22 protein-coding genes and 2 tRNA genes are annotated in these 24,890 nt (G+C 52.2%); 12 read left to right on the top strand and 12 right to left on the bottom strand.

The features are described from left to right. Window positions 1–19: 19 nt before the first annotated feature. Window positions 20–967, bottom strand: coding sequence for a CPBP family intramembrane glutamic endopeptidase (locus tag HHO50_RS05255; RefSeq protein WP_181304949.1), 948 nt, complete (start codon window positions 965–967; stop codon window positions 20–22). Between the two features lie 56 nt (window positions 968–1,023). On the opposite strand from HHO50_RS05255, the gene dusB reads away from it, so the two are divergent. Continuing rightward, window positions 1,024–2,022, top strand: coding sequence for a tRNA dihydrouridine synthase DusB (dusB, locus tag HHO50_RS05250; RefSeq protein ID WP_181304948.1), 999 nt, complete (start codon window positions 1,024–1,026; stop codon window positions 2,020–2,022). A gap of 180 nt (window positions 2,023–2,202) precedes the next feature. Then, complete coding sequence (locus HHO50_RS05245) at window positions 2,203–3,147, top strand: DMT family transporter (RefSeq protein WP_255478608.1); 945 nt, start codon at window positions 2,203–2,205, stop codon at window positions 3,145–3,147. Window positions 3,148–3,167: 20 nt separating this feature from the next. Here the strand turns inward: HHO50_RS05245 and HHO50_RS05240 are convergent, their stop codons facing one another. Beyond that, complete coding sequence (locus HHO50_RS05240; protein WP_181304947.1) at window positions 3,168–3,590, bottom strand: hypothetical protein; 423 nt, start codon at window positions 3,588–3,590, stop codon at window positions 3,168–3,170. A 154-nt stretch (window positions 3,591–3,744) separates the two neighbouring features. Beyond that, complete coding sequence (locus HHO50_RS05235) at window positions 3,745–5,493, bottom strand: amino acid permease (protein WP_370457523.1); 1,749 nt, start codon at window positions 5,491–5,493, stop codon at window positions 3,745–3,747. Between the two features lie 93 nt (window positions 5,494–5,586). Here HHO50_RS05235 and HHO50_RS05230 point away from each other — a divergent pair, with 93 nt between their 5' ends. Further along, window positions 5,587–6,372 (top strand): carboxypeptidase-like regulatory domain-containing protein, encoded by a 786-nt coding sequence (locus tag HHO50_RS05230; protein ID WP_181304945.1) that lies wholly within the window; start codon window positions 5,587–5,589, stop codon window positions 6,370–6,372. Window positions 6,373–6,415: 43 nt separating this feature from the next. On the opposite strand, the gene HHO50_RS05225 is transcribed toward HHO50_RS05230, so the two are convergent. Continuing rightward, window positions 6,416–7,603, bottom strand: coding sequence for a HAMP domain-containing sensor histidine kinase (locus HHO50_RS05225; protein ID WP_181304944.1), 1,188 nt, complete (start codon window positions 7,601–7,603; stop codon window positions 6,416–6,418). A gap of 183 nt (window positions 7,604–7,786) precedes the next feature. Here HHO50_RS05225 and hemA point away from each other — a divergent pair, with 183 nt between their 5' ends. Together hemA and HHO50_RS05215 are read left to right on the top strand one after the other, a co-directional pair. Next, window positions 7,787–9,061 carry a glutamyl-tRNA reductase gene (gene hemA, locus HHO50_RS05220; RefSeq protein WP_181304943.1) on the top strand — a complete coding sequence of 425 codons (1,275 nt, stop codon included), beginning with the start codon at window positions 7,787–7,789 and terminating at the stop codon, window positions 9,059–9,061. A 293-nt stretch (window positions 9,062–9,354) separates the two neighbouring features. Then, on the top strand, window positions 9,355–10,308 hold the full coding sequence (locus tag HHO50_RS05215; protein ID WP_181304942.1) for a phosphodiester glycosidase family protein: 954 nt from the start codon (window positions 9,355–9,357) through the stop codon (window positions 10,306–10,308). 119 nt (window positions 10,309–10,427) lie between these two features. Here HHO50_RS05215 and HHO50_RS05210 read toward each other — a convergent pair whose 3' ends face one another. Then, entirely contained in the window at window positions 10,428–10,736 is a 309-nt protein-coding gene (locus HHO50_RS05210; protein ID WP_066830613.1) for a helix-turn-helix transcriptional regulator, read from the bottom strand. A gap of 107 nt (window positions 10,737–10,843) precedes the next feature. Here HHO50_RS05210 and HHO50_RS05205 point away from each other — a divergent pair, with 107 nt between their 5' ends. Next, a complete protein-coding gene (locus HHO50_RS05205; RefSeq protein WP_181304941.1) occupies window positions 10,844–11,917 on the top strand; it encodes an anhydro-N-acetylmuramic acid kinase in 1,074 nt (357 codons plus the stop codon). Window positions 11,918–12,723: 806 nt separating this feature from the next. Further along, window positions 12,724–13,950 (top strand): Glu/Leu/Phe/Val dehydrogenase dimerization domain-containing protein, encoded by a 1,227-nt coding sequence (locus tag HHO50_RS05200; RefSeq protein ID WP_181304940.1) that lies wholly within the window; start codon window positions 12,724–12,726, stop codon window positions 13,948–13,950. 217 nt (window positions 13,951–14,167) lie between these two features. Here the strand turns inward: HHO50_RS05200 and HHO50_RS05195 are convergent, their stop codons facing one another. Beyond that, window positions 14,168–14,542, bottom strand: coding sequence for a hypothetical protein (locus HHO50_RS05195; RefSeq protein WP_181304939.1), 375 nt, complete (start codon window positions 14,540–14,542; stop codon window positions 14,168–14,170). 71 nt (window positions 14,543–14,613) lie between these two features. Between HHO50_RS05195 and HHO50_RS05190 the strand changes: the two genes are divergently transcribed. Further along, complete coding sequence (locus HHO50_RS05190) at window positions 14,614–15,726, top strand: mechanosensitive ion channel family protein (RefSeq protein WP_181304938.1); 1,113 nt, start codon at window positions 14,614–14,616, stop codon at window positions 15,724–15,726. A 422-nt stretch (window positions 15,727–16,148) separates the two neighbouring features. On the opposite strand, the gene HHO50_RS05185 is transcribed toward HHO50_RS05190, so the two are convergent. The 3 genes from HHO50_RS05185 to HHO50_RS05175 all read right to left on the bottom strand — a co-directional run bounded on the left by HHO50_RS05185 (window position 16,149) and on the right by HHO50_RS05175 (window position 19,309). Further along, window positions 16,149–16,991, bottom strand: a complete 843-nt coding sequence (locus tag HHO50_RS05185; protein WP_181304937.1) for a TerB family tellurite resistance protein — start codon at window positions 16,989–16,991, stop codon at window positions 16,149–16,151. A 256-nt stretch (window positions 16,992–17,247) separates the two neighbouring features. After that, window positions 17,248–18,441: a serine hydrolase domain-containing protein gene (locus HHO50_RS05180; RefSeq protein WP_370457522.1), complete on the bottom strand. Its 1,194-nt coding sequence runs from the start codon at window positions 18,439–18,441 to the stop codon at window positions 17,248–17,250. A gap of 214 nt (window positions 18,442–18,655) precedes the next feature. Next, window positions 18,656–19,309: an ABC transporter ATP-binding protein gene (locus tag HHO50_RS05175; protein WP_181304936.1), complete on the bottom strand. Its 654-nt coding sequence runs from the start codon at window positions 19,307–19,309 to the stop codon at window positions 18,656–18,658. Window positions 19,310–19,887: 578 nt separating this feature from the next. Between HHO50_RS05175 and HHO50_RS05170 the strand changes: the two genes are divergently transcribed. Next, window positions 19,888–20,883: an IS110 family transposase gene (locus tag HHO50_RS05170; RefSeq protein ID WP_181304935.1), complete on the top strand. Its 996-nt coding sequence runs from the start codon at window positions 19,888–19,890 to the stop codon at window positions 20,881–20,883. Between the two features lie 40 nt (window positions 20,884–20,923). Here the strand turns inward: HHO50_RS05170 and HHO50_RS05165 are convergent, their stop codons facing one another. From HHO50_RS05165 to HHO50_RS05155, 3 genes are all read right to left on the bottom strand, one after another. Next, a complete protein-coding gene (locus HHO50_RS05165) occupies window positions 20,924–21,580 on the bottom strand; it encodes a hypothetical protein (RefSeq protein WP_181304934.1) in 657 nt (218 codons plus the stop codon). A gap of 275 nt (window positions 21,581–21,855) precedes the next feature. Beyond that, window positions 21,856–23,043: an AsmA-like C-terminal region-containing protein gene (locus HHO50_RS05160; protein ID WP_181304933.1), complete on the bottom strand. Its 1,188-nt coding sequence runs from the start codon at window positions 23,041–23,043 to the stop codon at window positions 21,856–21,858. A gap of 32 nt (window positions 23,044–23,075) precedes the next feature. Beyond that, a tRNA-OTHER gene (locus tag HHO50_RS05155) sits at window positions 23,076–23,185 on the bottom strand. 662 nt (window positions 23,186–23,847) lie between these two features. On the opposite strand from HHO50_RS05155, the gene HHO50_RS05150 reads away from it, so the two are divergent. The 3 genes from HHO50_RS05150 to HHO50_RS05140 all read left to right on the top strand — a co-directional run bounded on the left by HHO50_RS05150 (window position 23,848) and on the right by HHO50_RS05140 (window position 24,617). After that, window positions 23,848–24,027: a hypothetical protein gene (locus tag HHO50_RS05150; RefSeq protein WP_181304932.1), complete on the top strand. Its 180-nt coding sequence runs from the start codon at window positions 23,848–23,850 to the stop codon at window positions 24,025–24,027. Continuing rightward, entirely contained in the window at window positions 24,028–24,405 is a 378-nt protein-coding gene (locus HHO50_RS05145) for a hypothetical protein (RefSeq protein WP_181304931.1), read from the top strand. Between the two features lie 137 nt (window positions 24,406–24,542). Then, window positions 24,543–24,617: transfer RNA gene (locus tag HHO50_RS05140), tRNA-Val, on the top strand. Window positions 24,618–24,890 lie beyond the last annotated feature (273 nt).

Here is a 24,890-nt window from a genome sequence, read left to right as displayed (position 1 = left end):
CTGATTCCTTTAAAATGGCTTAGAAACGGGAGGTGTCCTCTTCCACCGGGGCCGGTAATCGGCGGAACGCCGTGTACAGACCGTACAGCAGAACGGCCGTCAGCACCATAGAAATTAGGGACAAGGTCAAAGACTCCGGCTCCGTTGACTCCACGTTGATGGATACGGCCCGGCGCTGCGCCAGGAACATCATGAGCACCATGAACCCGTTGTTCATAAAATGTCCAATGATAGGCACCCAAATATTGCCCGACCACCAGTACAGATAGCCAAACAACACGCCCAACATGATGCGCGGCACCACGCCGTAGAACTGCATGTGAATGGCCCCGAAGATGATGGCCGCTCCCCAAATGGCGACGTGCGGGTTCTTCCACCAGCGGTGTAATTCGTTTTGCACAATGCCCCTGAACGCCAGTTCCTCACCAATGGCGGGCAGCACCGCAAACACCACCATGCCCAATATCAACTGCGGAATGGTGTTTATCTTGGTTAATTCCAGCGTCAGTTCGCGCAGAAGGTCTTCCTTAGCCTTGGCCCATTGCTCAAACGCATCTAAAAACGGCGGGAAATCAACATTCGCATTCCAGTACACCAGCCAGGAGGCAGCCGGCAAAATGACCAGCATGAGCACGGCACTGCCCAACAGCAGATGAAACGGCACCGTAGCCCTGGGCGAAAGAAAAGCGGCGGGCCGATGGGCGTTCACGCGCAGGAACATCAGCGAGGCAATGGTAAAACCCACCAAGTGCACCACGCCCTGAAACAGCACCAACGCACTGCGGCTCTGGGGGTAATCTGCGGGACGGGCCAGCATGTTGGAGATGTCCATCAGCCCGAAGCCCCAGAAGAGTTTAATGAGCAGCATCGCCAGGAAATTCCCGATGAACAGGCCCGCCATGGCAAACACGGTAAACAGCAAAAGTGACTTAAACGGATGCAGGCTAGGCGAGATGAAACCTTTCATATAGGCGAAGTGGTTTTAATGAGGTAAATTTACGCGAAATATTTAAACTCAATCACGTGGTAAAAATCGGCAAGATAGAGCTTCCGGACTTCCCGCTGCTGCTGGCCCCTATGGAAGACGTCAGCGACCCTCCCTTCCGGGCGGTGTGCAAGGCCAACGGCGCCGACTTAATGTATACAGAGTTCATCTCCTCTGAAGGTTTGATTAGGGATGCCGCCAAAAGCCGCCAGAAACTGGACATCTTTGATTACGAGCAACCCATTGGTATCCAGATTTTCGGCTCAGATATTGATTCCATGCGGGAATCGGCGATTATCTCAGCGCAAGTAGGGCCTGATTTAATTGACATCAACTACGGTTGTCCGGTGAAAAATGTAGCCTGCAAAGGGGCCGGAGCTGCTTTGCTGCGCGACGTCCCCAAGATGGTGGCTATGACCTCGGCCATTGTGCAGGCGGTAGAACCGTTCGGATTGCCGGTGACCGTGAAAACCCGTCTGGGCTGGGATGATTCCACCAAAAACGTGGAGGAAGTGGCCGAACGCTTGCAGGACATCGGCATCAAAGCCCTCACCGTACACGGCCGCACCCGCGTGCAGATGTACAAAGGCGAGGCTGACTGGACGCTAATCCGGAAAATAAAAGAGAACCCGCGCATCCAAATCCCCATCTTTGGGAACGGGGATATTGACACGCCGGAGAAAGCGATAGAATACAAAGAGCGCTACGGCGTGGATGGTATTATGGTGGGTCGCGCCTCTATTGGTTACCCCTGGATTTTCAGGGAAATCAAGCACTACATGCAAACCGGCGAGTTGCTGGCCCCGCCTACCATCCAGGAACGCATTGCCATGTGCAAGATGCATTTTGACAAAGGTTTGGAGTGGAAAGGCCCGCGCCTGGGCATTTTTGAGATGCGCCGCCATTACGCCAACTATTTCAGAGGCCTCCCTAATGTAAAAAGCTACCGCACCCGTCTGGTGCAGACCGAAGACCCGCAGGAGATTTACGCCATCTTAGACGAGATTGCGAATTCTATGGAGTACGCCGAGGTGTAAGGTCTTTGTAGTTTTTTATGGAATCCGTTTCGGGGTTGATTCTCGGGAATCGGCTCTGAAACGGATTTTTGTTTTTCCGGGGCATCAGTCGTTGGCGCAGACGCTCGCAGGTCTGTGCCAATCCCGTTTCAGAGCCGTTTTAAGTAAAACAGTGCTAAAACGCCTGCACATCCCTTACCTTTGCCCTTTCATTTTCAGTACGCTACTTCTGTGTCTACCACTACTGCTACTTCCCCTACTAATACAAGTTCTACTTCTACTCCGCCCTTGGCGTGGGTGATATTGATTGGCCTGGCGCTTATCTGGGGCACCTCGTTTATTCTAATTAAGAAAGGATTGGCCGTTTTTTCATCGGATGAACTGGGCGCTATCCGGATTACGATTGCCACGCTGGCCTTGCTGCCCTTCGCGTTAAAGGGGCTGAAAGCGCCTAATTCGGGGCAGTGGAAGTTTCTGTTGTTAAGCGGGCTGATTGGCAACTTGATTCCGGCATTTCTGTTTGCCTACGCTGAGACGCAGTTGGCGAGTGGCTTGGCGGGTGTCCTGAACTCCTTGACGGCGCTGTTCACCCTCATAATTGGGGCTATCTTCTTTCAGCAGAAGATTACGCTGCTGCGGGTAGTAGGCATTTTGATTGGGATTGCGGGTACGGCGGTGCTGATATTTTCGGGCAGCGCCCAGGAAACTTCGTCCAATGCGTTGTACGGTCTGTATGTGGTACTGGCCACGGTGCTGTATGGCGGCAGCCTGAACGTCATCAAGCACTGCCTGGCGGGCATCAAGCCACTCACCATGGCGAGTCTGGCGTTGTTGACGGTGGGGCCTATCGCGTTTGTTTATCTGTGCACCACCTCGGCGTTTGAGAAACTGGCCACGCAACCGGCGGCCTGGGAGGCGTTGGGCTACATCACGCTGCTGGCGGTGTTCAGCACGGCTATTGGGTTGGTGTTCTACAACAAGCTCATCCACATGACCAACACGCTGTTTGCGAGCACCTCCACGTACCTCATGCCCATTGTGGCCTTGATTTGGGGCGTAGCCGATGGCGAAACCATCCATCTGATGCACTACGTGGGCATGGCCGTGATTCTGGCGGGCGTTTTACTGGTGAATCGGGCGAAATAGCCTTGAAACAGCGGAGAAGTTCAGCGGTCGGCGCGGCTTTTCAGGAGCCAGGCCACGGCTTCCTGCTCAGACTGGAAAACGCCTAATTGGGTCAGCTTGCCGTAGTTTTCCAGATAATCCAGCCCGATAGTATCCCGGATGTGGGCAAAGTGGGTGGGCGTGACCAGGTTGGCAAAATAGCCCTGGTACTCAAACTCCTCTTCAATCTGAGGGAAGAACGTCTGGAGCATCCAGGATTCATCTTCTTCGGAAATCTTGCCGCGGCTGCGCAGGTCGAACATCCAGTAGGTGGCCTTCACCTCCCGGGCCATCTCCAACGCCGACAGGTAGCCTTCGCGCAGTTGCGCCGAGGTGGGATATCTATACCAACGCAGAAACAGGATGTCCAGGTCTCTGCGGTACGTCAGGTGCAGGTTACTTTCTAAAACATCTCTCTCAACCACGGCCTCAACTTTTCTTACACACCTCCACCACTTAGCCTGCTTTCGCCGCCTCGCCCGAAGTATCCGCAAGATACCACCCGATCAGGAAGAAAGAAATATTTACAAACGTTTTTAGCCCCTTTTCGTACTGGCTTCGGCAAAGCCGATGACAGGATTACTGCCCGGCTTGCGTGCGGGTGGCCAATTTACTGTGCTTGAAGCTGTACCCGAAGTAGATAGCCAGACCAATCAGCAACCAGACGGTGAACAGCATCCAGTTATTCACGCCCAACTGCGTCATGAGGTACAGGTTGGTCAAAAGGCCCAGCACTGGCAACAAAGACAGGTTTTTCCGGAAGGAAACCCAGGCCAGGAGCACACAGGAAATCAGGAAAAACAGCATAGGAATCTCGTGTCGGAACCCTTCATACCCGCCGTTCCAGGCCACGGCACCCCAGAAGGCATCTATGGCTACCCGGTTGTAGAGCATCACCAACACACCGGCCACCACCAAAATGAGCGGCACCAGAAACTTGCCGTTCAGGTACGGCACCTTGAAGCGGGCATCTGAGGTGCCCTGCGGGTCAATCATCAGAATACCGCCGCACACCAGCGCGAAGGCAAACAGCGTCCCGATGCTGGTGAGGTCAATCACTAAATCCATGTTCAGGAGTAAGGCGGGCACGCCCACGAAGAACCCGGTCACCAAGGTGGAGAAAGACGGTGTTCTGAAGCGCGGGTGCACTTTAGAGAAGACGGGCGGCAACAGACCGTCGCGGGACATGGTCATCCAGATACGCGGCTGCCCAATCTGGAACACCAGCAACACCGAGGCCATCGCGAAAATCGCGCTCACCGCCACTACGCCGGCCAACCAGTCTACGCCTACTTTCGTGAAAACGTACGCCAACGGGTCGCCCACGGCTAGTTCTTTGTACGGCACCATACCCGTAAGCACCAGGGTGATAATCACGTACAAGACCGTACAGATAATGAGCGCGTAAATCATGGCGCGGGGCAAATCGCGCTGCGGATTCTTGCATTCCTCGGCAGTGGTACTGATGGCGTCAAACCCGATGTAGGCGAAAAATACCGCTGATACGCCTTTCAACACGCCACCAATGCCGTTGGGCGCAAACGGACTCCAGTTAGCCGGGTTCACGTAGAAAGCACCCACCGCAATCACCACCAACACCACTATCATTTTGAGCACCACCAACAGGTTGGAGGCGTTTTTAGACTCTTTTATGCCAATGTACACCAAAGCGGTAATCACGGCATTAATCATGAAAGCAGGCAAATCTACCACCAGTTTCCCGCCCAGAAAGTCAGGGGCGGCCAACCACGTGTTATAAGCTTCCAACTGCACCGGATCTGCCGCCGACAAGGGTTGTCCGGATTGCAAGAGCGCCATTACCTCTTCGTAGCCTTTGTGCGCACTCTGCGTGCCCATGGTGAGCCACGCCGGAATATCCCAGCCAATGCCGCTCATGAGGCCGGTGAAATAGTCACTCCACGAGATGGCCACCACAATGTTGCCCACCGTGTATTCCATAATCAGCGCCCAACCGATAATCCAGGCCGCCAACTCGCCAAACGAGGTGTACGCGTACGTGTACGCCGAGCCGCTCACCGGAATGGTGGCCGCAAACTGGGCGTAGCACAACGCCGAGAACGCGCACGCGATGGCCGTGAACACGAACAGCATGGATACCGCCGGCCCACCCTCGTAACTTGCGTTGCCGATGGTGCTGAAAATACCGGCCCCAATGATGGCGGCAATACCCAGGGAGGTCAAATCCCGGACTGTTAAATTACGTTCCAGCCCCTCGTCTACCGTTCCAACGTGGGCGGCCACATCGGCGGGCGGGGTATGCAAAACAGCGTTCAGACTCTTGCGGCGGAAAAGACTTTTTAGACTCACTTGTATAGTTGGGTGTAGAAATTCAGGGGAAAAGTTAAGGAAAATATTCTGAATGTGCCGCCAGGCCCGTATATTTAGACAAACCCCTCCCGTATGCCCACCCGCCGCCTCACCGTTTCTGTGCCCCAGCCCTGCCATGAGGATTGGAATGCGATGACGCCTGCGTTTCAGGGCCGTTTCTGCCAAAACTGCTCCAAAACGGTAGTGGATTTCACGGCGATGTCTGATGCGGAAGTGGTAAATTGGCTAGAGAAGGCGGATAGCCGCGTGTGCGCCCGGCTGCGGAGCGACCAACAGGAAAAAGAAATGCGGGGAGTACCAACAGCCCGGCAGCGTTGGACTTGGCAAGCTTTTGCATTGGGTATGGCCGCCTGGTTGAGCGTAAAGACCGCCGAGGCCAAGGAATCCACCTCTTTCCCTGCGTTGGAGCAAGGTTCTCAAGCCATGAAGAACAAAACATTCGCAAAAATAGCCTTGCCGTTAACCATTGACAGTAGCAGAATAGTAAAGGGTGTGGTTCTGGACGTTTCCACAAAAGGACACATACCTGGGGTGACGGTCTTTCTTAAAGGCACAGCTATTGCCGCTTCCACTGACAAGGATGGCAAATTCACCTTACCTATTCCTGATACCTTCCCAGAAAACGAGTTAAACCTTATATTTTCTCATATTGGTTATTTATACCAGGAAATACATCTAAAAGACCTCCCTAAACACGGCAACATAATTGTCAGGCTATTTTCTAACACAAGTAACACAATATCCATTGGCGAAGTGATGGTAACAGGATTTGATTCTCCCAAACGTGAATTCAAAAGCGCACCACCGGCCTCCAAGAAGACAGGCTTGATCCAAAGAATAAAAAGCTTATTCTCCTAAACCCGTTTCAAGCCTGTTTCCCTGTAAACGGCCTCAAAACGCCTTACCTATTCAACACCACCCTGAACGTGGTGCCCTTCCCTACCTCAGAGGACTTTACGTACAGCCGCCCCTGGTGGTAATTCTCAATAATGCGTTTGGCCAGCGCCAAGCCTAAGCCCCAGCCGCGTTTCTTGGTGGTGTAGCCGGGCACAAATACTTCTTCCTGCTTGGTCTTGGGGATGCCTTTGCCAGTGTCTTGGATGTCCAGTGCGATGGCGTCTTTGATGTTGGATTTCACCAGGCGCAAGGTGATGCTGCCTTTGCCTTCCATGGCATCTACCGCGTTTTTGCAGATGTTCTCAATCACCCACTCAAATAGCGGTATGTTCACCTTGGCCGTGGTCTCGGGCGGAAACTCAGACTCTATGGCGAAGGCGACTTTGTTGGAAACCCGGTTGCGCAGGTACCCGATGGCGTTTTCTACCACGCGTTGCAGCGGCTCGTCCTTGAGCACCGGCACCGAGCCGATGTTGGAGAAACGCTCCGTGATAATCTCCAGCCGGCGCACGTCTTTGCCCAGTTCGTCAATGATAGGCTCGTTCTCAAACCGGGGACTGCTTTTCAGGTACTCGTACCAGGCCATCAAAGAAGAAAGCGGTGTGCCCAACTGGTGGGCAGTTTCTTTGGCCAGACCCACCCACACGCGGTTCTGTTCGGCTTTGCGCGAGTAACTGAAGGCGTAGTAGGCAATCACCGAAAGGCAGGCGATGACCGTGAGCTGCACGTAGGGGTAGTAGCGCAGTTGGGTGAGCAACTCAGAATCTTTGTAGAAAATGTAGTTCTTGAACTCCTGCTGGTAAGAGACCTCAATGGGCTTGTGCTGCGCCTTCATCTTGGCTATTTCGCGCTGCAAAAGCCTTTTTTTGCGGCTCTCTGAAATCTTTTCGGGGATATCAAGGTTCTTATAGGCGATGACATTCTCTTTCTCGTCGGTCTGAATCACGGGCACCGAGCGGTTCGCGTCAATGATTTCCTCCTGAATGAAAACCAGGTTGTCAGAGTCAATCTCGGCGTTAATCATGTAGCGCAACCCCTTGGCGTACAAGTCAATCAACTGTTGCTCACGCTCAGACAGCTTGGCTACCAGCAGGTTGGTGTAAATGACCGTGGCCGCGCCAATGAACAGCGCAATCGCGATGATGAGCAGCTTTAACCTTGATTTCTTGGAATAAATGGAGGTTGGAATCATGTACAAAGGCAACGCTAGAACAGATACGTCCGTCTAAGGATGGTGTTCTCCCTAAACGAAGATAGCAGAAAGAAGCGTCTACGTACCGTAATTTGTAATGTGTATAAATAGAAGAAAGATACGAATATTATTCATTCTTAAAAGTAAGCACCGTAATTTTGCATCCTATTTCTAAACTGCCGTATGCTTCACAACTTCAGAGCCGTCAGTCTTTCACATAAAAAAGCTCCCTTAGACATAAGAGAGCTTATCGCCTTGGATGAGGGGTCGTGCCGACAGTTCCTGCAAACGCTCAAAGAATTCATTCAGGCAACTGACATTTTAGTGCTTTCCACGTGCAACCGCACGGAGGTCTATTATACGTCTGATGATGACTACAGCCACGACATCGTGAAACTGTTGGGCATCAGCAAGGGCATTGCCAATATTTCCCAGTACCTGGACTACTTCACCATCGTGAATGAGCACGCAGATGCCGTGCAGCACCTGTTCAACGTGGCCATGGGCCTTGACGCGCAGGTGGTGGGCGACATGCAGATTTCCAACCAGGTGAAACACGCCTACCAGTGGAGCGTGGACAGCCAGGCCGCCGGCCCGTTCCTGCACCGCCTGCTGCACACCATCTTCTTCACCAACAAGCGCGTGGTACAGGAAACGTCCTTCAGAGACGGAGCCGCCTCTACCTCGTACGCTGCCCTGGAATTGGTAGAAAGCCTCACGGCCGATATCCCTAACCCGAAGGTGTTGGTAGTTGGCTTGGGCGAGATTGGGGCCGATGTATGCCGCCACTTGCATGACTCAGATTTCCAGAACGTGAAAATCTCTAACCGCACCAAAGCCAAAGCCGAGATTCTGGCCGAGGAGTGCGGCATGGAAATGGTTCCGTTTGAGAATCTGGTAGAAGCCATGAAAGAGGCCGATGTCATCATCTCCTCGGTGGCCCGTGACGAACCGTTCTTCACCAAAGAAATGGTGAGCCGCCTGAACGTGTTAACCTACAAATTCTTCATTGACTTAAGCGTTCCGCGCAGCGTAGAGCCACAGATAGAGCAGATTCCGGGGGTGTTGGTGTACAACATTGACACCATCCAGAACAAAGCCTCTGAAGCCCTACAGCGCCGCCTGGATGCCGTACCGCAGGTAAAGCAGATTATCAAGGAATCCATCGCTGGGTTTGAGGACTGGAGCAAGGAGATGAACGTATCGCCTACCATCCAGAAACTCAAAAACGCCCTGGAAACCATCCGCCAGGAAGAGATGGCCCGCTTCATGAAAAAGCTTACGCCGGAGGAAGCCAAGCACATGGACGATGTCACCAAATCCATGATGCAGAAAATCATCAAGTTGCCGGTACTCCAACTCAAAGCCGCCTGCAAACGCGGCGAGGCCGAAACCCTCATTGACGTCCTCACTGATTTGTTTGATTTAGAGAAACAGTCCTCTGAGGCCTCCGTTTAGCGCCTGTTTTCATAAAATCAGCCCTAAAAGCGAGATGTTCTTTCAAGGAGCATCTCGCTTTTTTTGTGTCTTGTAGGGGCAATCCCTGGTGGTTGCCCTTTTCCTTCCCCCATTTTATCTCCCAGAGCATGTACGGACAGGTCGCGACCTGTCCTGCGATATCAGAAATCAGCAAACGCCAGGGCAACCACCAGGGATTGCCCCTACGTTTTTGACCTGATTCCTTGAAAACAGGCCAAAAACAGTTACCGCACCCTTACCCAAACCACAAACCAACTCTTTATATTGGCGGCATGAAAAAGCTGCTTCTCTCCCTCACCGCCGTTCTTCTCTCCTGCACCGGTTTCGCCCAAGTGAAATGGACACCGTCCGTAGAACACCAGCAAGGCCTGCCCGCCTCCGTGAAAGTGTTCTCCACGGCAGATTCGCTGGACGGCAAACCGTTTAAAGCCTATTACCTGGAAGCTGACCTCAAAGACCCCAAACTGGAAGTCCTCACCAGAGTAGGCAACGGCCAGCGGTACACGCCCCAGCAATACTATACCCAGGAACCCGGCAACGTGCTAGCGGTCGTGAACACCACGTTCTTCTCCTTCGCCGATAACAGCAACCTCAACCTGGTCATCCACAACGGCAACGTGCTGGCCCCGCAAGCCTCTGTAAAGCGCAAAAACCCCAAAGGCCCTGACACGCTCACGTATCACCCCACCACCGGGGCCATCGGGTTCTTCCGGAACCGCACCGCCGATGTGGCCTGGGCGTACAACGTGGGCAAGAAAAAGAAAACCATGGAACTGCCCGCGCCCTATGGTACAGCTGCCAACGGCCAACCCGCCCCGGAACCCTCCAAACGCACGGTTAAAGGCATAAGACGTTGGAAACCGGAAACCGCCGTGGGCGGAGGCCCGGTGCTGGTGCAAAACGGCAAAGTGCACATCACCGCCGAGGAGGAAATGCGTGGTGGTGCCAGTTTCAGAGGCCCCAACCCCCGTACCGTCATGGGCTACACACCCGACAACAAACTGATTATCCTGATGGTGGAAGGCCGCAACAAAGGCATCGCCGAAGGCGCCACGCTAGACCAGCTGGCCCAACTGATGGTGGACTTAGGCTGCCAAGAAGCCTTGAACTTAGATGGCGGCGGCTCCAGTGCGCTGTACGTGAAAGGAAAGGACACCATCAAACCCTCAGACAAAGAAGGTCAGCGACCGGTGCCGGCGGTGTTGGTACTCAAGTACAAAGAGTAAATTCCTACCCCTGGGTAAAAATAAAAACCGTTTCTGGCCTACTTTCTTGAAAACAGGCTGGAAACGGTTCCGGGGACTACTTACTTGACGCGGGGGAGACTACGAGGCAAACAGGAAGGCTACAGATCGCCGCAACACTCCTCCAGGCAGTCTATCACATCAATCAGCTTGGGGATAGATAAGGAATAATAGATTTTGGTGCCCACCTTGAACGACGAGAGCACGCCCTTGTCTTTGAGCGTGATCAGATGCTGGGAGGCGATGGCCTGTGGCAGATCCAGGTACTGGTAGATCTCCGTCACCGTCATCTTGTCTTCCTTACCCAGAAGATCCACGATGGCCAACCTTTTGGGGTGCGCCAATACCTTCAGCATGGACGCCGCCTTATCAATCTTCTTAGATTCCACTCTGGATAATAAACTTTTCATAAGGACACACAAAAAACAGTACTACAATAAACGCGTCCACCGCGCCTTTTAAAACCCGCCGGGAAACCCGTTTTGCTTAGGACCGGAACATTACGTTACTTTAACGCATGGCGACTTACCATGTTATAGGTATCATGTCGGGCACTTCGTTAGACGGAGTTGACTTGGCTTATTGCAGATTTACGTATAAAGAAGATAATTGGATATATAAAATACTTAATACTGAAACAGTTCCATATTCAAATATTTGGGAACAGCGTCTGGCGGGCCTCACAGAGGTGAGCGCCGCCGAAATAATTGCCACCCACCGGGCCTATGGCCATTACCTGGGCGAGTTGGTGAAGAACTTCACTGAACGCCACCAGTTAGCCGTAGATTTTGTGGCTTCACACGGCCACACGGTTTTTCACCAGCCCCAGCTGCACATCACGTTTCAGGTGGGCAGTGGCGCGTACCTGGCCGCCGCCGCCAGCCTTCCCGTGGTCTGTGACTTTCGCACGCTAGACATCGCCTTGGGCGGACAGGGCGCCCCCCTGGTCCCCATTGGCGACCGGCTTCTGTTTTCTGAGTATGATTTCTGTCTGAACCTGGGCGGCATCTCCAACATCTCGCAGGAAGGCCAAGACCACCGGGTGGCGTTTGATATCTCCTGCTGCAACATGCTCTTGAACCCCCTGGCCGAGCAACTGGGCCAGCCGTATGACAAAGGCGGGGAAATGGCCCGCTCCGGCCAGTTCCAACAAGCCCTGTTCGACCAGCTCAATGAACCAAGGTATTTCACGGCTCCTTTTCCCAAATCCATCGGGAAGGAGTGGGCCGATACCCATAGTTTGCGCACCCTACAGGAATCCAGGGCTTCCGTGCAGGACAAACTGCACACCGCCTGCCACCACATTGCCTGGCAAATCGCACAGTCTGTGCACCAATACACCCCGCAAGGAAAAGGGAACTTGCTGCTGACCGGCGGCGGGGCGTTCAATTCGTTTCTGGTAGAGCAGATCAGATCTTATCTAGGCCCCACCTATGACGTAGTAGTGCCGGAGCCCGAACTGGTCAACTTCAAAGAAGCCCTCATCTTTGCGTTTCTGGGGGTACTGCGTTGGCGGCAGGAACCCAACTGCCTCCGCAGCGTCACCGGTGCCCGGCACGACAATTGCGGCGGGGCCATCTACTGGAACTAGCGTTTTAGGGCTGATTTCTTGAAAAGAGGCTCAAACTGCATTTTACCACCCCACCCTTCGGGCACCCCTCCTAAAACTAGGAGGGGAGTTTTTGCATGCCCACAGTAATGGCGGCGGCTCAAAAGACCTCGTAGCGTCTGAAAGACTTGCGAGCGTCTGTACCAGTAGCTTCTGGAATGCGTAGATACGCTGGTGTAAACCCACCCCTACCTCTCCGAGGAGGGGAATACGCCTTTGGAGGAGATAGGAATGCGTGGTAGAGACAAGGCAGCGCCTGGTCTCTACAAGTACTTTCCCCAGTTCCAGTCTTGCCCGAGCGCGCCTCGCTTTTGGCCCTGGACAGACAATAGCTAAGAGCGACAGACTTCCCAGGCCGAAAGGGCAGTGCGAGAGGGGAAGACGGGGCCCCGCGGCCGTGAGCGCTTAGCGGAAGCTATGAAAAGAGCCGCACCTGCACCCACGCACCATGCGGACAAGCCAAGGGAACAGCATATTCCGTGCACCTGCACCCACGCACCATGCGGACAAGCCAAGGGAACAGCAAACGGCATGCACAAACTAATATCTAAGCACTAAACGGCCAAGGGAACAGCATATTCCGTGCATAAAAAGAACATGCATTAGCTTCTTCGCTGGCTCAAGGATGTCCTGGCAGCAAGAGCATTTTAAACCTCTTTTTCCAAAAACAGCCTTGAAACGAAAATTACACCTACCAGCAAATCGGCATCTTTTCCGCCATCAGCTTTTAACTAACAACCGTTATCCTGTACCTTTGAACCCAGACATCCAAAACACCGCACGCTGCTATGAAAGACCTACTGGCCAAATTTGAGAACAAGCGCCCCGAAATTGTCTTTGAGTGGAAAGACTCTGAAACAGAGGCCGAAGGCTGGGTAGTCATCAATTCGCTGCGGGGTGGGGCGGCCGGGGGCGGCACGCGCATGCGCAAAGGGCTGGACAAACGCGAGGTAGAATCTCTGGCGAAAACCATGGAAGTGAAGTTCACGGTCTCTGGCCCGGCCATTGGCGGCGCCAAATCAGGCATCAACTTTGACCCCGCAGACCCTCGCAAGCAGGGCGTGTTGGAACGTTGGTACCGCGTGGTGTTTCCGCTGCTCAAGAACTACTATGGCACCGGCGGCGACCTGAACGTGGACGAAATCCATGAGGTAATTCCCATTACCGAGGAATACGGCCTCTGGCATCCGCAGGAAGGCATTGTGAACGGACACTTCAAGGCTACTGAGCCACAGAAAATAAACAAACTGGGCCAGTTGCGCCAAGGCGTGAGCAAAGTGCTGGAAGATGCCCACTACTCCCCTTCCCTCGCCCGCAAATACACCGTGGCCGACATGATTACCGGTTACGGCGTAGCCAAAGCCGTTTCGCACTATTATGAACTGTGGGGCGGCGAACTGGAGGGCAAACGGGCCATTATCCAGGGCTGGGGAAACGTGGGCGCCGCGGCGGCTTACTATCTGGCTTCTGAGGGCGTGCAAGTGGTGGGTATAATTGACCGGGCCGGTGGTTTAATCAAGGAAGAAGGCCTCTCTTTTGACGAAATCACCCAATTGTTCCTCAACCGCGTGGGCAATTCGTTACTCGCCAATGACCTGCTCTCTTTTGAGGAAGTGAACGCCCGCATCTGGGATTTGCCTTCGGAAATCTTCATTCCGGCGGCGGCTTCGCGGTTGGTGTCTACCAATCAGGTGGAGCGTATGCAGCGGGCCGGTCTGGAAGTGATTTCCAGCGGGGCCAACGTACCGTTCAAAGATCCAGAGATTTTCTTCGGAGCCACCGGCGAGTTCGCCGATCAGCAGGTTTCCGTCATCCCAGACTTTGTGGCCAACTGCGGCATGGCCCGCGTGTTCGCGTATCTGATGGAGCAAGACGTGGAAATCACTGATGAGGCCATCTTCACTGATATTTCCCGCACCATTAGGCAAGCGTTGGAGAAAGCCCATGAGCGACATCCGCAGAAAACCGAGATTGCCAAAACCTGCTTTGAGATTGCGTTGAGCCAACTGCTTTAATCCCTGTCGTTAAATTATCTCCAAAATAAAAGCCTTCATTTTTGCCGAGTTTCTGGAAAACAAAGCAAAAACGAAGGATTTCGTCTTTTCATCACTACGGTTATGCCGTGCTCCAATGAGCCGAATATCTCAGTTAGAAAGGCGAAAGTCCTTGAAACTTTAAGAATATACTTAATCTCACACTCGCGGGACGCGAGCGAGTGAAATCATTATTTTTTTAGACGACCTTTTTAAACCCCACGGCCAACAGTTTGGTCACGTCCTGCTCTTGTACCCTTACGTTGAAGGTTCGGCCGGAGGGGCAGTGACAGGCTTCACAGACAATAAGACCGGCAGGCGCTGGTGCCATGGCCATCTCCAGCACCGTAAAACCCTGGTCTTGCACATACTTTTTCACGCAGACTTCTGTGTCTGGGTTTGTGTTGCAGTAACCCCAGGGGTTACCTCCGCACTGGATTTCAGAATAGGCCAGCCACTGTGCGCCGGTCAGCGGGACTTCCTCTTCCGCGGCCTCAGAATCTATGATCTGGCAGGCCGAAAAGCTGAAGAACAGCAGTCCGGCGAAAAGCTGGAATAAGAAGTTTCGTTTCATAGATTTGCCTTTCATTTCCTATAAGACCCCTGCGCCCACGCATTGGTTGCAGGAGGGCAAACATTTAACGAATGCAGAACCAGGTTTCAGATATTCTACGCTTTGTTTTTCTGGGGAATACGGTGCAGCAGTACCTTATTTTCATGGGGATCATGCTGAGCGGCTTCCTGTTTAAAACGGTTGTTTCGGGGCTTCTTTCCACCATTCTCTTTAAGGGGATCATTAAACGCATCAATCAGGAAGTCACCAACGAGGAGTTCAAGCGTCTGTTGGTGACTCCTCTGGAAGTGCTGGCGTTTCTGGTGTTCCTCTACGTTGCGTTTGAACAGCTGAATTACCCTCCCCAATTAGGGTTGCCGGGCAAAGAGGAGCTGGGCCTAAAACGGGTTCTACAGCGCATTTACAGCATCTTCCTCATCTGCTCGCTTACGTGGGTAACCATGCGCCTGGTAGATTTCTTCGGGATGATGTTCTCCAAGCGGGCGGCCAAAACACTTTCCAAACTGGATGACCAACTGGTGCCGTTCTTCGTGGATTTCACCAAGGTGATCATCGTCATTATTGGGTTTTTCGTTATTCTGGGCGCGGTGTTCAAGGTGAACGTGGCGGGCATGGTGGCGGGTTTGGGAGTGGGTGGTCTGGCCATCGCGTTTGCCGCCAAGGAAAGCCTGGAGAACCTGCTGGCCTCATTTACCATTTTCCTGGATCATCCGTTTGTGGTAGGCGATCTGGTACAGGTGGGCGAGATCACCGGCACCGTTGAGAAAATAGGTTTCCGGAGCACCCGCATCAGAACGCTGGAGAAAAGTTACGTGACGCTGCCCAACAAAAGCATGATTGACAAACCGCTGGATAACCTCACGCTGCGCACCTTCCGGCGGGTGAAGTTTGACATTATGCTTACCTACGGCACCACCTCTGAACAGCTGAAGGCCATTGTCGCAGACATCCAGCACTTTATTGACAACTACCCGCGCACCAACCAGGAGGGCCGCGTACGGTTCATGAACTTAAGCCCGCACGCCAAAGAAATCATGGTGCTGTACTTCATAGACACCGTTGACTGGGACGAGTACATCAACATCAAAGAGGAAATCAATTACCAGATTGTGGGGATGGTGGAGAAACACGGGGCTGAATTCGCGCACCCCACCCAAACGCTGTATGTAAAGCAGAATGGGTGATGTGGGGATTTGGAGATGTGGGAATTTGAAGATTTGGAGATGTGGGGATTTGGAGATTTGGAGATGTGGGGATTTGGAGATGTGGAGATGAATCTTTCGGTTTTGCATTCCTCTCTTGTATTCGATCTTCCCTGTGAGTTAAGAATTGGATGACAGAGGTAGGGCAATCCCTTGTGGTTACCCGCACGGTAGCAAAAAAACATGGGCGTTGGTTTGACACGCGTAACAGCAACAGCTTTAGAAACAGAGGACGGTATCATCCTGTGTGCTGCTTTTGTGAACAGCAAAGGGCAACCACAAGGGTTGCGCCTACCGCTGGTATGGCTATAAGAATGCCACCATCAACTGATGTGAATACGAAGAGAGATTCCTGCTTTGGGGCTAGTTTTACAAAACCAGGCCTAAAGCAGGAATTCCTCTTCTTACCAGCCTGATCCTCCTCTACGACCGCCGCCCAGAATACCGCCTAGCAGGCCTCCTAAGCCGCCGGAGCCCATGCCCCGGCCGTAACCGCTTCGGCCACCCAAGCCCCCCAGAATAGAGGCCATAGAACCTAAGCCGCCCATTCGGCCGCCGCCGTACATGCCCCCGCGGTTCATCATGCCGCCGCCTAACAGGCCACCCAGCAAACCACCTAGGCCTCCGCCCATGCCGCCGCCCATCATTCCTCCTCCCATCATACCACCACCGTATCCATGGGGCCGACGGCGGTTCATCATGCCGCTGATTACAATAGGAGCCAAAATGCCCAGCATGCCGGTTACCATGCCTGGTGAGATCCCAGACTTCTTGAACATGTCGCCAAAGCCGCTTTTGTTCAGGAACGATGGGGAGGTAGGGTCTTCGCCCTGCTCCTGGGCTTGGTTGGCTTTGTCTACAAACTGATCCAGGATGCTGAACTGCTTCTGGTCAATGCCCAGGTAGTTGCTTACCTCGGCAATGCGCTGCTGCTCATCTGGGGTATATTGTCCGTCTGACTTCGCGAAGCTGATGATATCGGTGACAAAAGAGAACCGCAGCGGGCTGCCTTTGAGCACATCCAGGCACCGTTGCAGGCTTATCTGCGAGGGATTTTTAGCGATGGAGAGAACCTCCTGCTGCAAGTTCTCTGGTAACTCTGCCGCCTCGCTCATGAGTTGCAGAAAAGTGATCTCGTCTTCAGACACATGCCCATCTGCCGAGGCAATGGTGGCCAATGCGCCCAGGTAAGCTCCTTTTTCCTGATCAGAGTAATCCTTTAAAAGGGTGGTGGTTTCTTCAGCCATAGTTCAATGCGTTGGTGTAGAATTACACAAACGATCTGGTTAAAAACGGGTTGGCGTTTAGGGCCTGTTTTTCTAAAAACAGGCCCTAAACGCCACTTGCCACTCACATTCCTCTTTAGAGCATGTTTAAACGTTGTCTTTCGTGCTGCAAACAACCTGCGCGTCGCCCCGTAGCGTTGCTACGCGGCTCCAAGAACGCTTCCGCAGAACCTTTTTGTGCCGTTTTCGCTGGCAAACCTCAAATGGAAACCAGCCCTTACTTTTTTACCGAGGCCAGAATGCGCTTAAAAAACTCGTCTCCGTTGGTACCGTGCCAGCGCCAGACCACCACCAGGTCATGCTCAGGGTCTACCCAAATGGTGTTGGAACCTGCGCCCAAGGCCGCAAAACTGGTAGTTGGCGCATTGGGCCATTGTTTTTTCTGCGTGTTCAGCCACCAGAGGTAGCCATAATCTGGGCCGTGCGGGCCGGGCGTAGTCGCTTGCTGTACCCAATCTTGAGACACAATCTGCTGGTTTTTCCATTTGCCCTGCCGCAGGAACAGGTAGCCGAAGCGGGCCTCGTCGCGGGTATTGATCCAGAGGCCACCGCCCCAGCGGGTACCGCCGCTTACGCTGGGCAGCCTTTTTCCTTCTACTTCCACGTAAGAATTTTTGTACGGGAGGTACTGCCAGGTGTCTGAGGCGCCAATGGGGTTCATGATCTGCTCTTTCAGCACCTGGGGCAAGGGCTTTTTCCAGAGCCGCAGCAATGACAAAGACAGCCGGTTAATGCGCACATCGTTGTACTCATAAAAAGTACCGGGTTCCTTCAGTCCACGGGGTTTGCGTTCGCCGTTGCCAAATTCCTCTTTGCCTACAAAGGTGTGCGTTTTCCCGAAGAGTTCTCCCTCCCACTCACTGGTCTGCTGGGCGTGGTGGCGCCAGGTCACTTTGCGGTTGGGCCCTGAGTCATAGCCGCCGTCTTTGATGTAGTTAGCCACCGGGTCATGGATGTCTTTGATCATGCCTTTGTCCAGCGTCACGCCCAGAATGGTAGACAGAAAACTCTTCGCGATGCTGTAGGTAGGATCCACGCGTTTGGTGTCGCCCCACTCAGCCACAATGTAGCCGTGCCGCAGGATGATGCCGTTGGTACCCGCCCGGTCTTTAGGAATTGGCCCCAGCAGTTTCCCGAAAATTTCTTCCTGGGTGGAGAAATCCTTGGGCATTTTGGTTTCCTGGGTTTGGGCATACGCCACCGCCTCTGCCAACAGCTTCGGATCCATGCCTACCTGCTCGGGGGTTCTCTGCTCCCACTTATCGCCTTTCGCTGGGTAATACACCTTGGCGTTCGCCGAAGTGGTTTGGGAGGAGGTAGTACTTGTGTTGGTTTGACAGGCGAAGAGGCCCAGCCATAAGAAGGAAAGAAGTTGGTGGCGGAGTTTTTTTATGGGTTTGGTTTGTATCACAGCTTTCTTCTTGGTGCCATTTTTTGTTCATTGAACAAGCAAGGTCAAATGTTCGTTTACGTCTATGCCAAACGATGGGCGAAGGCCGGGGCTGACGTTTAGGTGTAGCAAGCTGTTAAAACAAGCTTTCGCTATCGTCAAATCCAGCATCTACTACCAAGCTGACTTCCATAAAATCACTGCCTGATTCCCTTAGCTTTTAAAAGAGTTCATGTTATATTCTGGCATATCCAAGTGTTTCTATTTCTTCGATGCTTTTCACCAAATGAATCCGGCCATCAGTAAGTAAATTCATATCATCACTTATGTCTAGAATGTGTCTGAACATGTGGTCGGTGAGCAATAACCCTTTGTTGCTTTTCTCTTCGAGTAAAAACTCTTTTACTTTCTCGATTTGAATGGGGTTCAAATGCGTGAAAGGTTCATCGAGCATGGCGAACTGCGACTTTGATTTAACAATGGCATATATTTCCACCAGCCTACGGGCGCCGCCTGAGAGGCTTTTCATAGATGATTTGTGTCTGCCAGCAAACTCAGGAAACCTATTTTCGAACGGTGCATAATCGAGACCGAAGTCACTGAATACCCGTTTCAGCGTGAGCCATGCGGGTATGAAATTGAACTGTGGGAGGTAAAGCAATAAATCAGGCCGCTTAAACGCTGCTGATTGGAACTTCCCGTCAAAACGGACTGATTGACTACATTCCAGGCTGCCATAAATCACCTTCATAAGACATGATTTCCCTTGCCCGTTTCTGCCCAACAGGCCTGTTATTCTACCTGTCTCACAACTTAAGTAGATATCCGAGAGAATTCTACGGCCACCCAATTCCAGAAGAATACTGTCTGCCTCTAGTCTGTGAATCATCGGTTTAGTAGGGCAGAAAGTTTAGGAATAGGAAAATAAAAAAGTCAAATGAGAGGGTTGAGGCCCATAGTTTCACCTTAGATACACCTAAATTATAATAATAAAAATACTCATGCTTTTTATAGCTGTTCACAGCAAGGAACATCAAGCTAAGGGTCGCTACCTTGAACCAGAAAATAATTGAGTATAACCGCAAACCCGACTCAATATTAAGGCTTAGGCAAGACAATGTTATCGCCATGGAGGGTACGGCAAAGGCTGTGTAGAAAGTCCATATTATACGGATAGATTTAATATTCATTTTTTTAATTTCTGCTAACGGACTAGTATAAACGGCGGCGAGGCCGTCGGCCGATGCTGGCGTTTATACCTTTATATTTGCTCATCTGCGAGAGTGCAATTTCCTATATTTGAAATGGGAGAGGAGAACTAAACGTTTATATGGGTTTTCATGCCCCTACATTGTGTTAGTCCTCTCCCCATTTCTTCCGGTCGGCCCTGACAAGATAGAACACTAGGCCTGCATGCCTGCTAAAGGTGACAGTCGCCCGACCTTCTTTTAAACCTAGAAGAAAGATATGGAAAAAAACCTTTTCATCGGCATCGACGTCAGCAAGCTAACGCTGGATGCCACCGCCCTTTTCCCCGACAACGGGCACTGCCACTCCCAATTCAAGAACACAAAGGCTGGCTTCGGCCAACTGGCCAGATGGGCCGCCAAGCTCTGCCCCGGCCCGGACCACGGCCTTATCCTCGGCTTCGAGGACACGGGCGTCTACTCCGTCGGCCTGGGCAGATTCCTCTCGGAGAAGGGGCTCAGATTCGTCTCGGAGAACGCCTACCGCATCAGGCGCTCCATGGGCATCGTCCGGGGCAAGGACGACCAGGCGGACCCGCTGATGATCGCCCGCTACCTGAAAAGGAACCTGGACGAGCTCACCTTCGGCCAAGCCGCCCCATGCCTTCTTCTGGAGTTGGGCCAGCTCTCCTCCCAGCGGGAGCGGCTGCTGAAGGAAAAGTCGGCGCATAAGACCCGAATCAAGGAATTGAAAGTATTGGAGGGCTGCCTGGACATGAGGTTCCTGCTGAAGGTCGAGAAGGAGATGGTGGCGCTGCTGGACAAGAAGCTGAAGGAGGTGCAGGCGGAGATAAACCGCAGGATCGCAGAGCGCCAGGAACTGAGGGAGAAGAAGGAGCTTCTGTGCACGGTGCCGGGCGTGGGTGAGCAGACGGCCAACCAGATGCTCGTGCTCACCAGGGGCTTCACCCGCTTCCCCTGCTGGCGCAAGTTCTCCTGCTACGCAGGCCTTGCGCCCTTCAGGTACAGCTCAGGCACCAGCGTGAAAGGAAGGACCAAGGTGTCCAAGATCGCCAACAAGAAGATAAAGGCCCTCCTGACCATGGGCGCCTTGACCAGCATCAAGGCGGGCAACGAGTACCGGAAGTACTATGAGAGGAAAACGGCGGAGGGCAAGCACCCCATGGCCGTCTTGAACGCCATCAAGAACAAAATAGTGAGCCGCATGTTCGCCGTCATCCAGCGCAACACGCCCTACGTGTGCCTACAGGTGTGAGAAGACTTCAGGAATCGGTTCTTGGTAAATTTATGCGGTTTTACTTGCTTTTACCATAGAACACAATGTTGGTGGTAGTAATTTTTCTCTTTTTATATGCCAGAATACCTAAAATGACATTAAAAAATGCTGAGACGCCAAGAGCATAATACAAATACTTTATCCTATCCTTTGACTCTGCAAGTTCGCTACCATCTCTTTGGAGCTTTTCTAAAGTCGAGGTTTCAATCATTGCGAAAGTTTGCCCCTTCGGCTGTTTAATGTCCTTTTCTTTAGAAATTTCCCTTAGCTCTTTTATCGCTGGAAGTTGTGCGAAGCTGTCGGGAAGTTTCCTAGTGTTTGTGCAAGAATTTGTAAAAGCTAGTCCAGAGGGCATTTGATGTCCGTAAATAACATATGTTTTACCGACCTCAAAAGTATACTGACAGGAATTGTCTGAATAGTCAAAAGAAATTATTCTCTGCTCTTTCTCAATATTTTTAAAGCCCTCCAATATTTGGAAGTTGATGATTCTTAGTTGCTGTCCACCTTTGTCGAATAACCTTGAGTTCTCAATTATTTCAGTTGCTTTTCCTATAAGAATTAAATCACTTTTCGCCCAGTCTTCTAAGGTAGTTTCAGGAGCTTTAGTACACATGCAACCGAAAGTGAATGTATAAAGATGTAGAAGGACTATGGTAAGTATTATCTTTTTCATTTAGTTATAGGAAATAGCTTGTCAGATATAGATTCATTATTTGCCTAATTTCCATAAAACTTTCATGTTATTTATTACCACCAACTACCTTGTATAAGGAACAACTCCGGTTATCAGCCCTATGGTTAGACTGAAACATCCTGTTTACATCCGTTTTTGACAGATAACCGTAACTGAACTACCGAATATAATATATAGCTCTCAAAGTATAAGTTGCGTCAACGTTTATAGCCTACTTTCTAGAAAAAAGCCTTAAAACGCCACTTGCCTCTTTCTCAGAACTCAAAGTATTCCGCCGAAGGCTTTACTCTTTTCTCTTCCTCTTTCTTCTTGCCCCGCAAGATATCCTTGACTACTTTTTTCTCTCGCTTCAGGTCTGCGGCAACTTTCTGCCTTACTCTCTGCTGGTCATAGGCCACTTTGAAGTTGCCCTCCTTGCCTTTGATGGTGAGGAAAAGGTTGGGGTTGTTGGCGGAACTGGTGGCGATTACCCCAAAGCGCTCATCTTTGTCGCGGCGCTGGCTTTTGAGCGGGATGCGCACGCGGTAATCCATGAGTTGGTCAAAAGTGTGCGTGCCCGAGACGGTAATCGTTGACAACCGGCTGGTGTTGGATTTGATCTCCATCTCTGGAATGTACACGATGCGGTTCTTGATGTAAAAGTTGTTCTTCATCTCTGAGAACCGAAGATTTGCCAACTCCCCGCGTTTTACAAAAAGGCTGAGCTTCTGCATGGGGGCAAAGTTGATCAACTGCCCGTTCCGGAGGGTGGTCTTGACCTCGGCCCGCACTAGGTCTGTGCGGGGCCTGAGGCGATGATCCAGGTAGGTGTCTGACGTAATCTGGGCTGTGAGTTCACCGCGCAGGTGCCGCTGCATGATAAACGTCTGCCCAAAATCTTCAAACACGTAGAAAAGGCTATCTACGTTGATGTTCTCCAGGTGGGCCGTGGAAGTCACCTTAATCAGGGGGCTGCGGGCGTCCATGCGACCAGCTACTCTAAAGCGCCCACCCACGCCCTGCATGGCCATGCCCGGCGTGGTCAGCACCTTGTCCTTGAGTTGGATGCGCCCGGACAACTGACGGCCCCTAAACCGCCGGAACGTCAACCGCTGGACGGAGGTATTCAGGTCTAGCTCCAACTGGGCTGGCATGTTGAAGGCATACGCCCCAGAGCCGCCTTTTTCACCAGGCGCCGCCGTGGCACTACTGCCCATTTCGGCGGAAGCCGCCAGAATCTGGTTTACGTTCAGGAACCGGGAAGCCACATCGGCCTCTATCCTAAGCTTTTGCCCTTTAAAGAAAAGCCAGGCCAGCGCATTCTTAAAATACCCGTTCACCAGAAGGTCTGAGTCGCCTATTTTGCCCTTGACCTTTGAAACCGCTACGTCATTCTTCTTAAGCAACAAGGTACCATTGAAGCCCTTAAACAAGATGGGATGCTGCCGAAACTGTAGACTCACCTGCCGTAGCGTGGCTTCGCCGCGGGCTTTAATGGCGGGGCTAACAGGGTTCGCCCGGAACGTGCGCAGGTTCCCCGTAAAGGCGAATCGCACCTGCGCCTGCCCGCTTCCCTTTTCAAGGTGTTTTCCCGGAAACAGCCCCAAAACGCTGGCCACGTCTAGCTGGGCATTTACGTTTAGGTGTAGGTCTGGGTTGACGAAGTTTTGGTAGATGACCTCTCCGCTGAAGGGTTTCCCGCGCAGGCGGCCCTGTATCTGGCGGACCTCCAGCCGGGAGGTCTGGCTGTTCCGCTGCGCCCCGTTCGTGAAGCGGCCCACCAGCGTTACCCCTTCCACTTTCTCCCGGGAGCCTGGGTGGTAAAAAGAGGCATCCCTAGCCCCAAACTCAAAATCCAGGAACGGGTTCTTTTGGGAAGACACCTCGCCTTTCACCTTGCCTTTGAAGTAGACATCGCCGTCGCTTTGGTATTGGCCAAATTGGTTTGAATACCGGGCTGGCAACAAAGCCAATAGTGACTGCACCTGGGTGTTCTTGCCGTTCACGGTTAAGTTTACCTGCGTTTTCTGCCGGTACGCAATCTGGCCGCCCAACTGGTACACTGCTTTCCCTATCTGTACCTCTGAAGGCTGAAGGGTAATGGTCTGCCGCTCTGTATGAATGCTGAGCCTGCTAGCCAGAGTCACTTCTTTCCCATTCAGGAACTCGTTAAGCCCAATTCTGATGTTCTTGATGCGCGTGTTCCCGCTGGCTTCCAGCTGCAGGACTGATCCTTCCATTTCCAGCGCGGCCCTTAGCGCGCGCGCGTGAACGTCATACACCTGCCTGCGGGGAGCGTCTTGGTACGTGACGTGCACATGCTTGAGGACAATGTGCTGCAGGTGGAACTGCATGGTCTCACTTTGTACCGTATCTGCGCTTTGGAAGAAGCGGTAATTCACCTTTCCGTTGGCCAGTATTCTGGCGTGTACCTCCCCGTCCTCTAAATGAATTTCCCTGATGCGGTAAGAACTGCCCAAGAGATCCCAGGGATAAAAGGTGGCGTACACGTTCTTCAGTTTGGCCAAAGGCGCGGTACTGCCGGGCACGGCTTCCGTCACCTCTACGTTCTGCAGCCTAATGGCCACCTGCGGAAACTGTTCCCACCAGGTCACCTCTATCTTCTCTACCGCAATTTTGGTCTTGATGTGTTGGTTGGCTTCGGCCACAAACAGCCGGATGATTTTATCTTGATAGAGAGCGAGCGCCCCACCCGCCAAGGCCATGATCAAAAAAATTCCTGCTACCCCCCAAAAAAAATATCGGGTTACCTTTTTCCTGTTTCCCACAAACTTTCTGATTTTCAGCCGCTAAATATACGTTGAGCTACGCACGTCTCCAATGAAGAAGTGTTTCTACTAAATTTTAACGATTTTTTGAGAACATCATTTGGTAGATAAAAAAACATCCCCCATATTTGCATCATCAAACGGGAACAAAAGGTCTTCAAAAATAAAAAGAAGGGGTGTTAGCTCAGCTGGTTCAGAGCATCTGCCTTACAAGCAGAGGGTCGCTGGTTCGAATCCAGCACGCCCCACTTCATAGAAAAGCACTTACGAGGTAAAACTTGTAAGTGCTTTTTTCATTTACAGACATTTTACTTCTTTTTGGGCAGCTTTCACAATAAGCTCCAAGGCATTTGGCCGGCTTGGCTTGCGCCTCTCCTTAAGAAGCAACCCAATTTCTAAGAATTGTCCCTAGCCCCATCGTTATAGAAAGATTTTTGTTGGGCAGGATTTCCTCCATCAACTAACCGGTTCATTATTCACCCGTACCTCCAGTGTCTGCCGCCGCCCGGGAAGATCCTAAA

This window comes from Rufibacter sp. XAAS-G3-1, from assembly GCF_013623775.1.
Lineage (GTDB): Bacteria > Bacteroidota > Bacteroidia > Cytophagales > Hymenobacteraceae > Nibribacter.
This window is presented reverse-complemented; position numbering and strand designations above follow the sequence as displayed.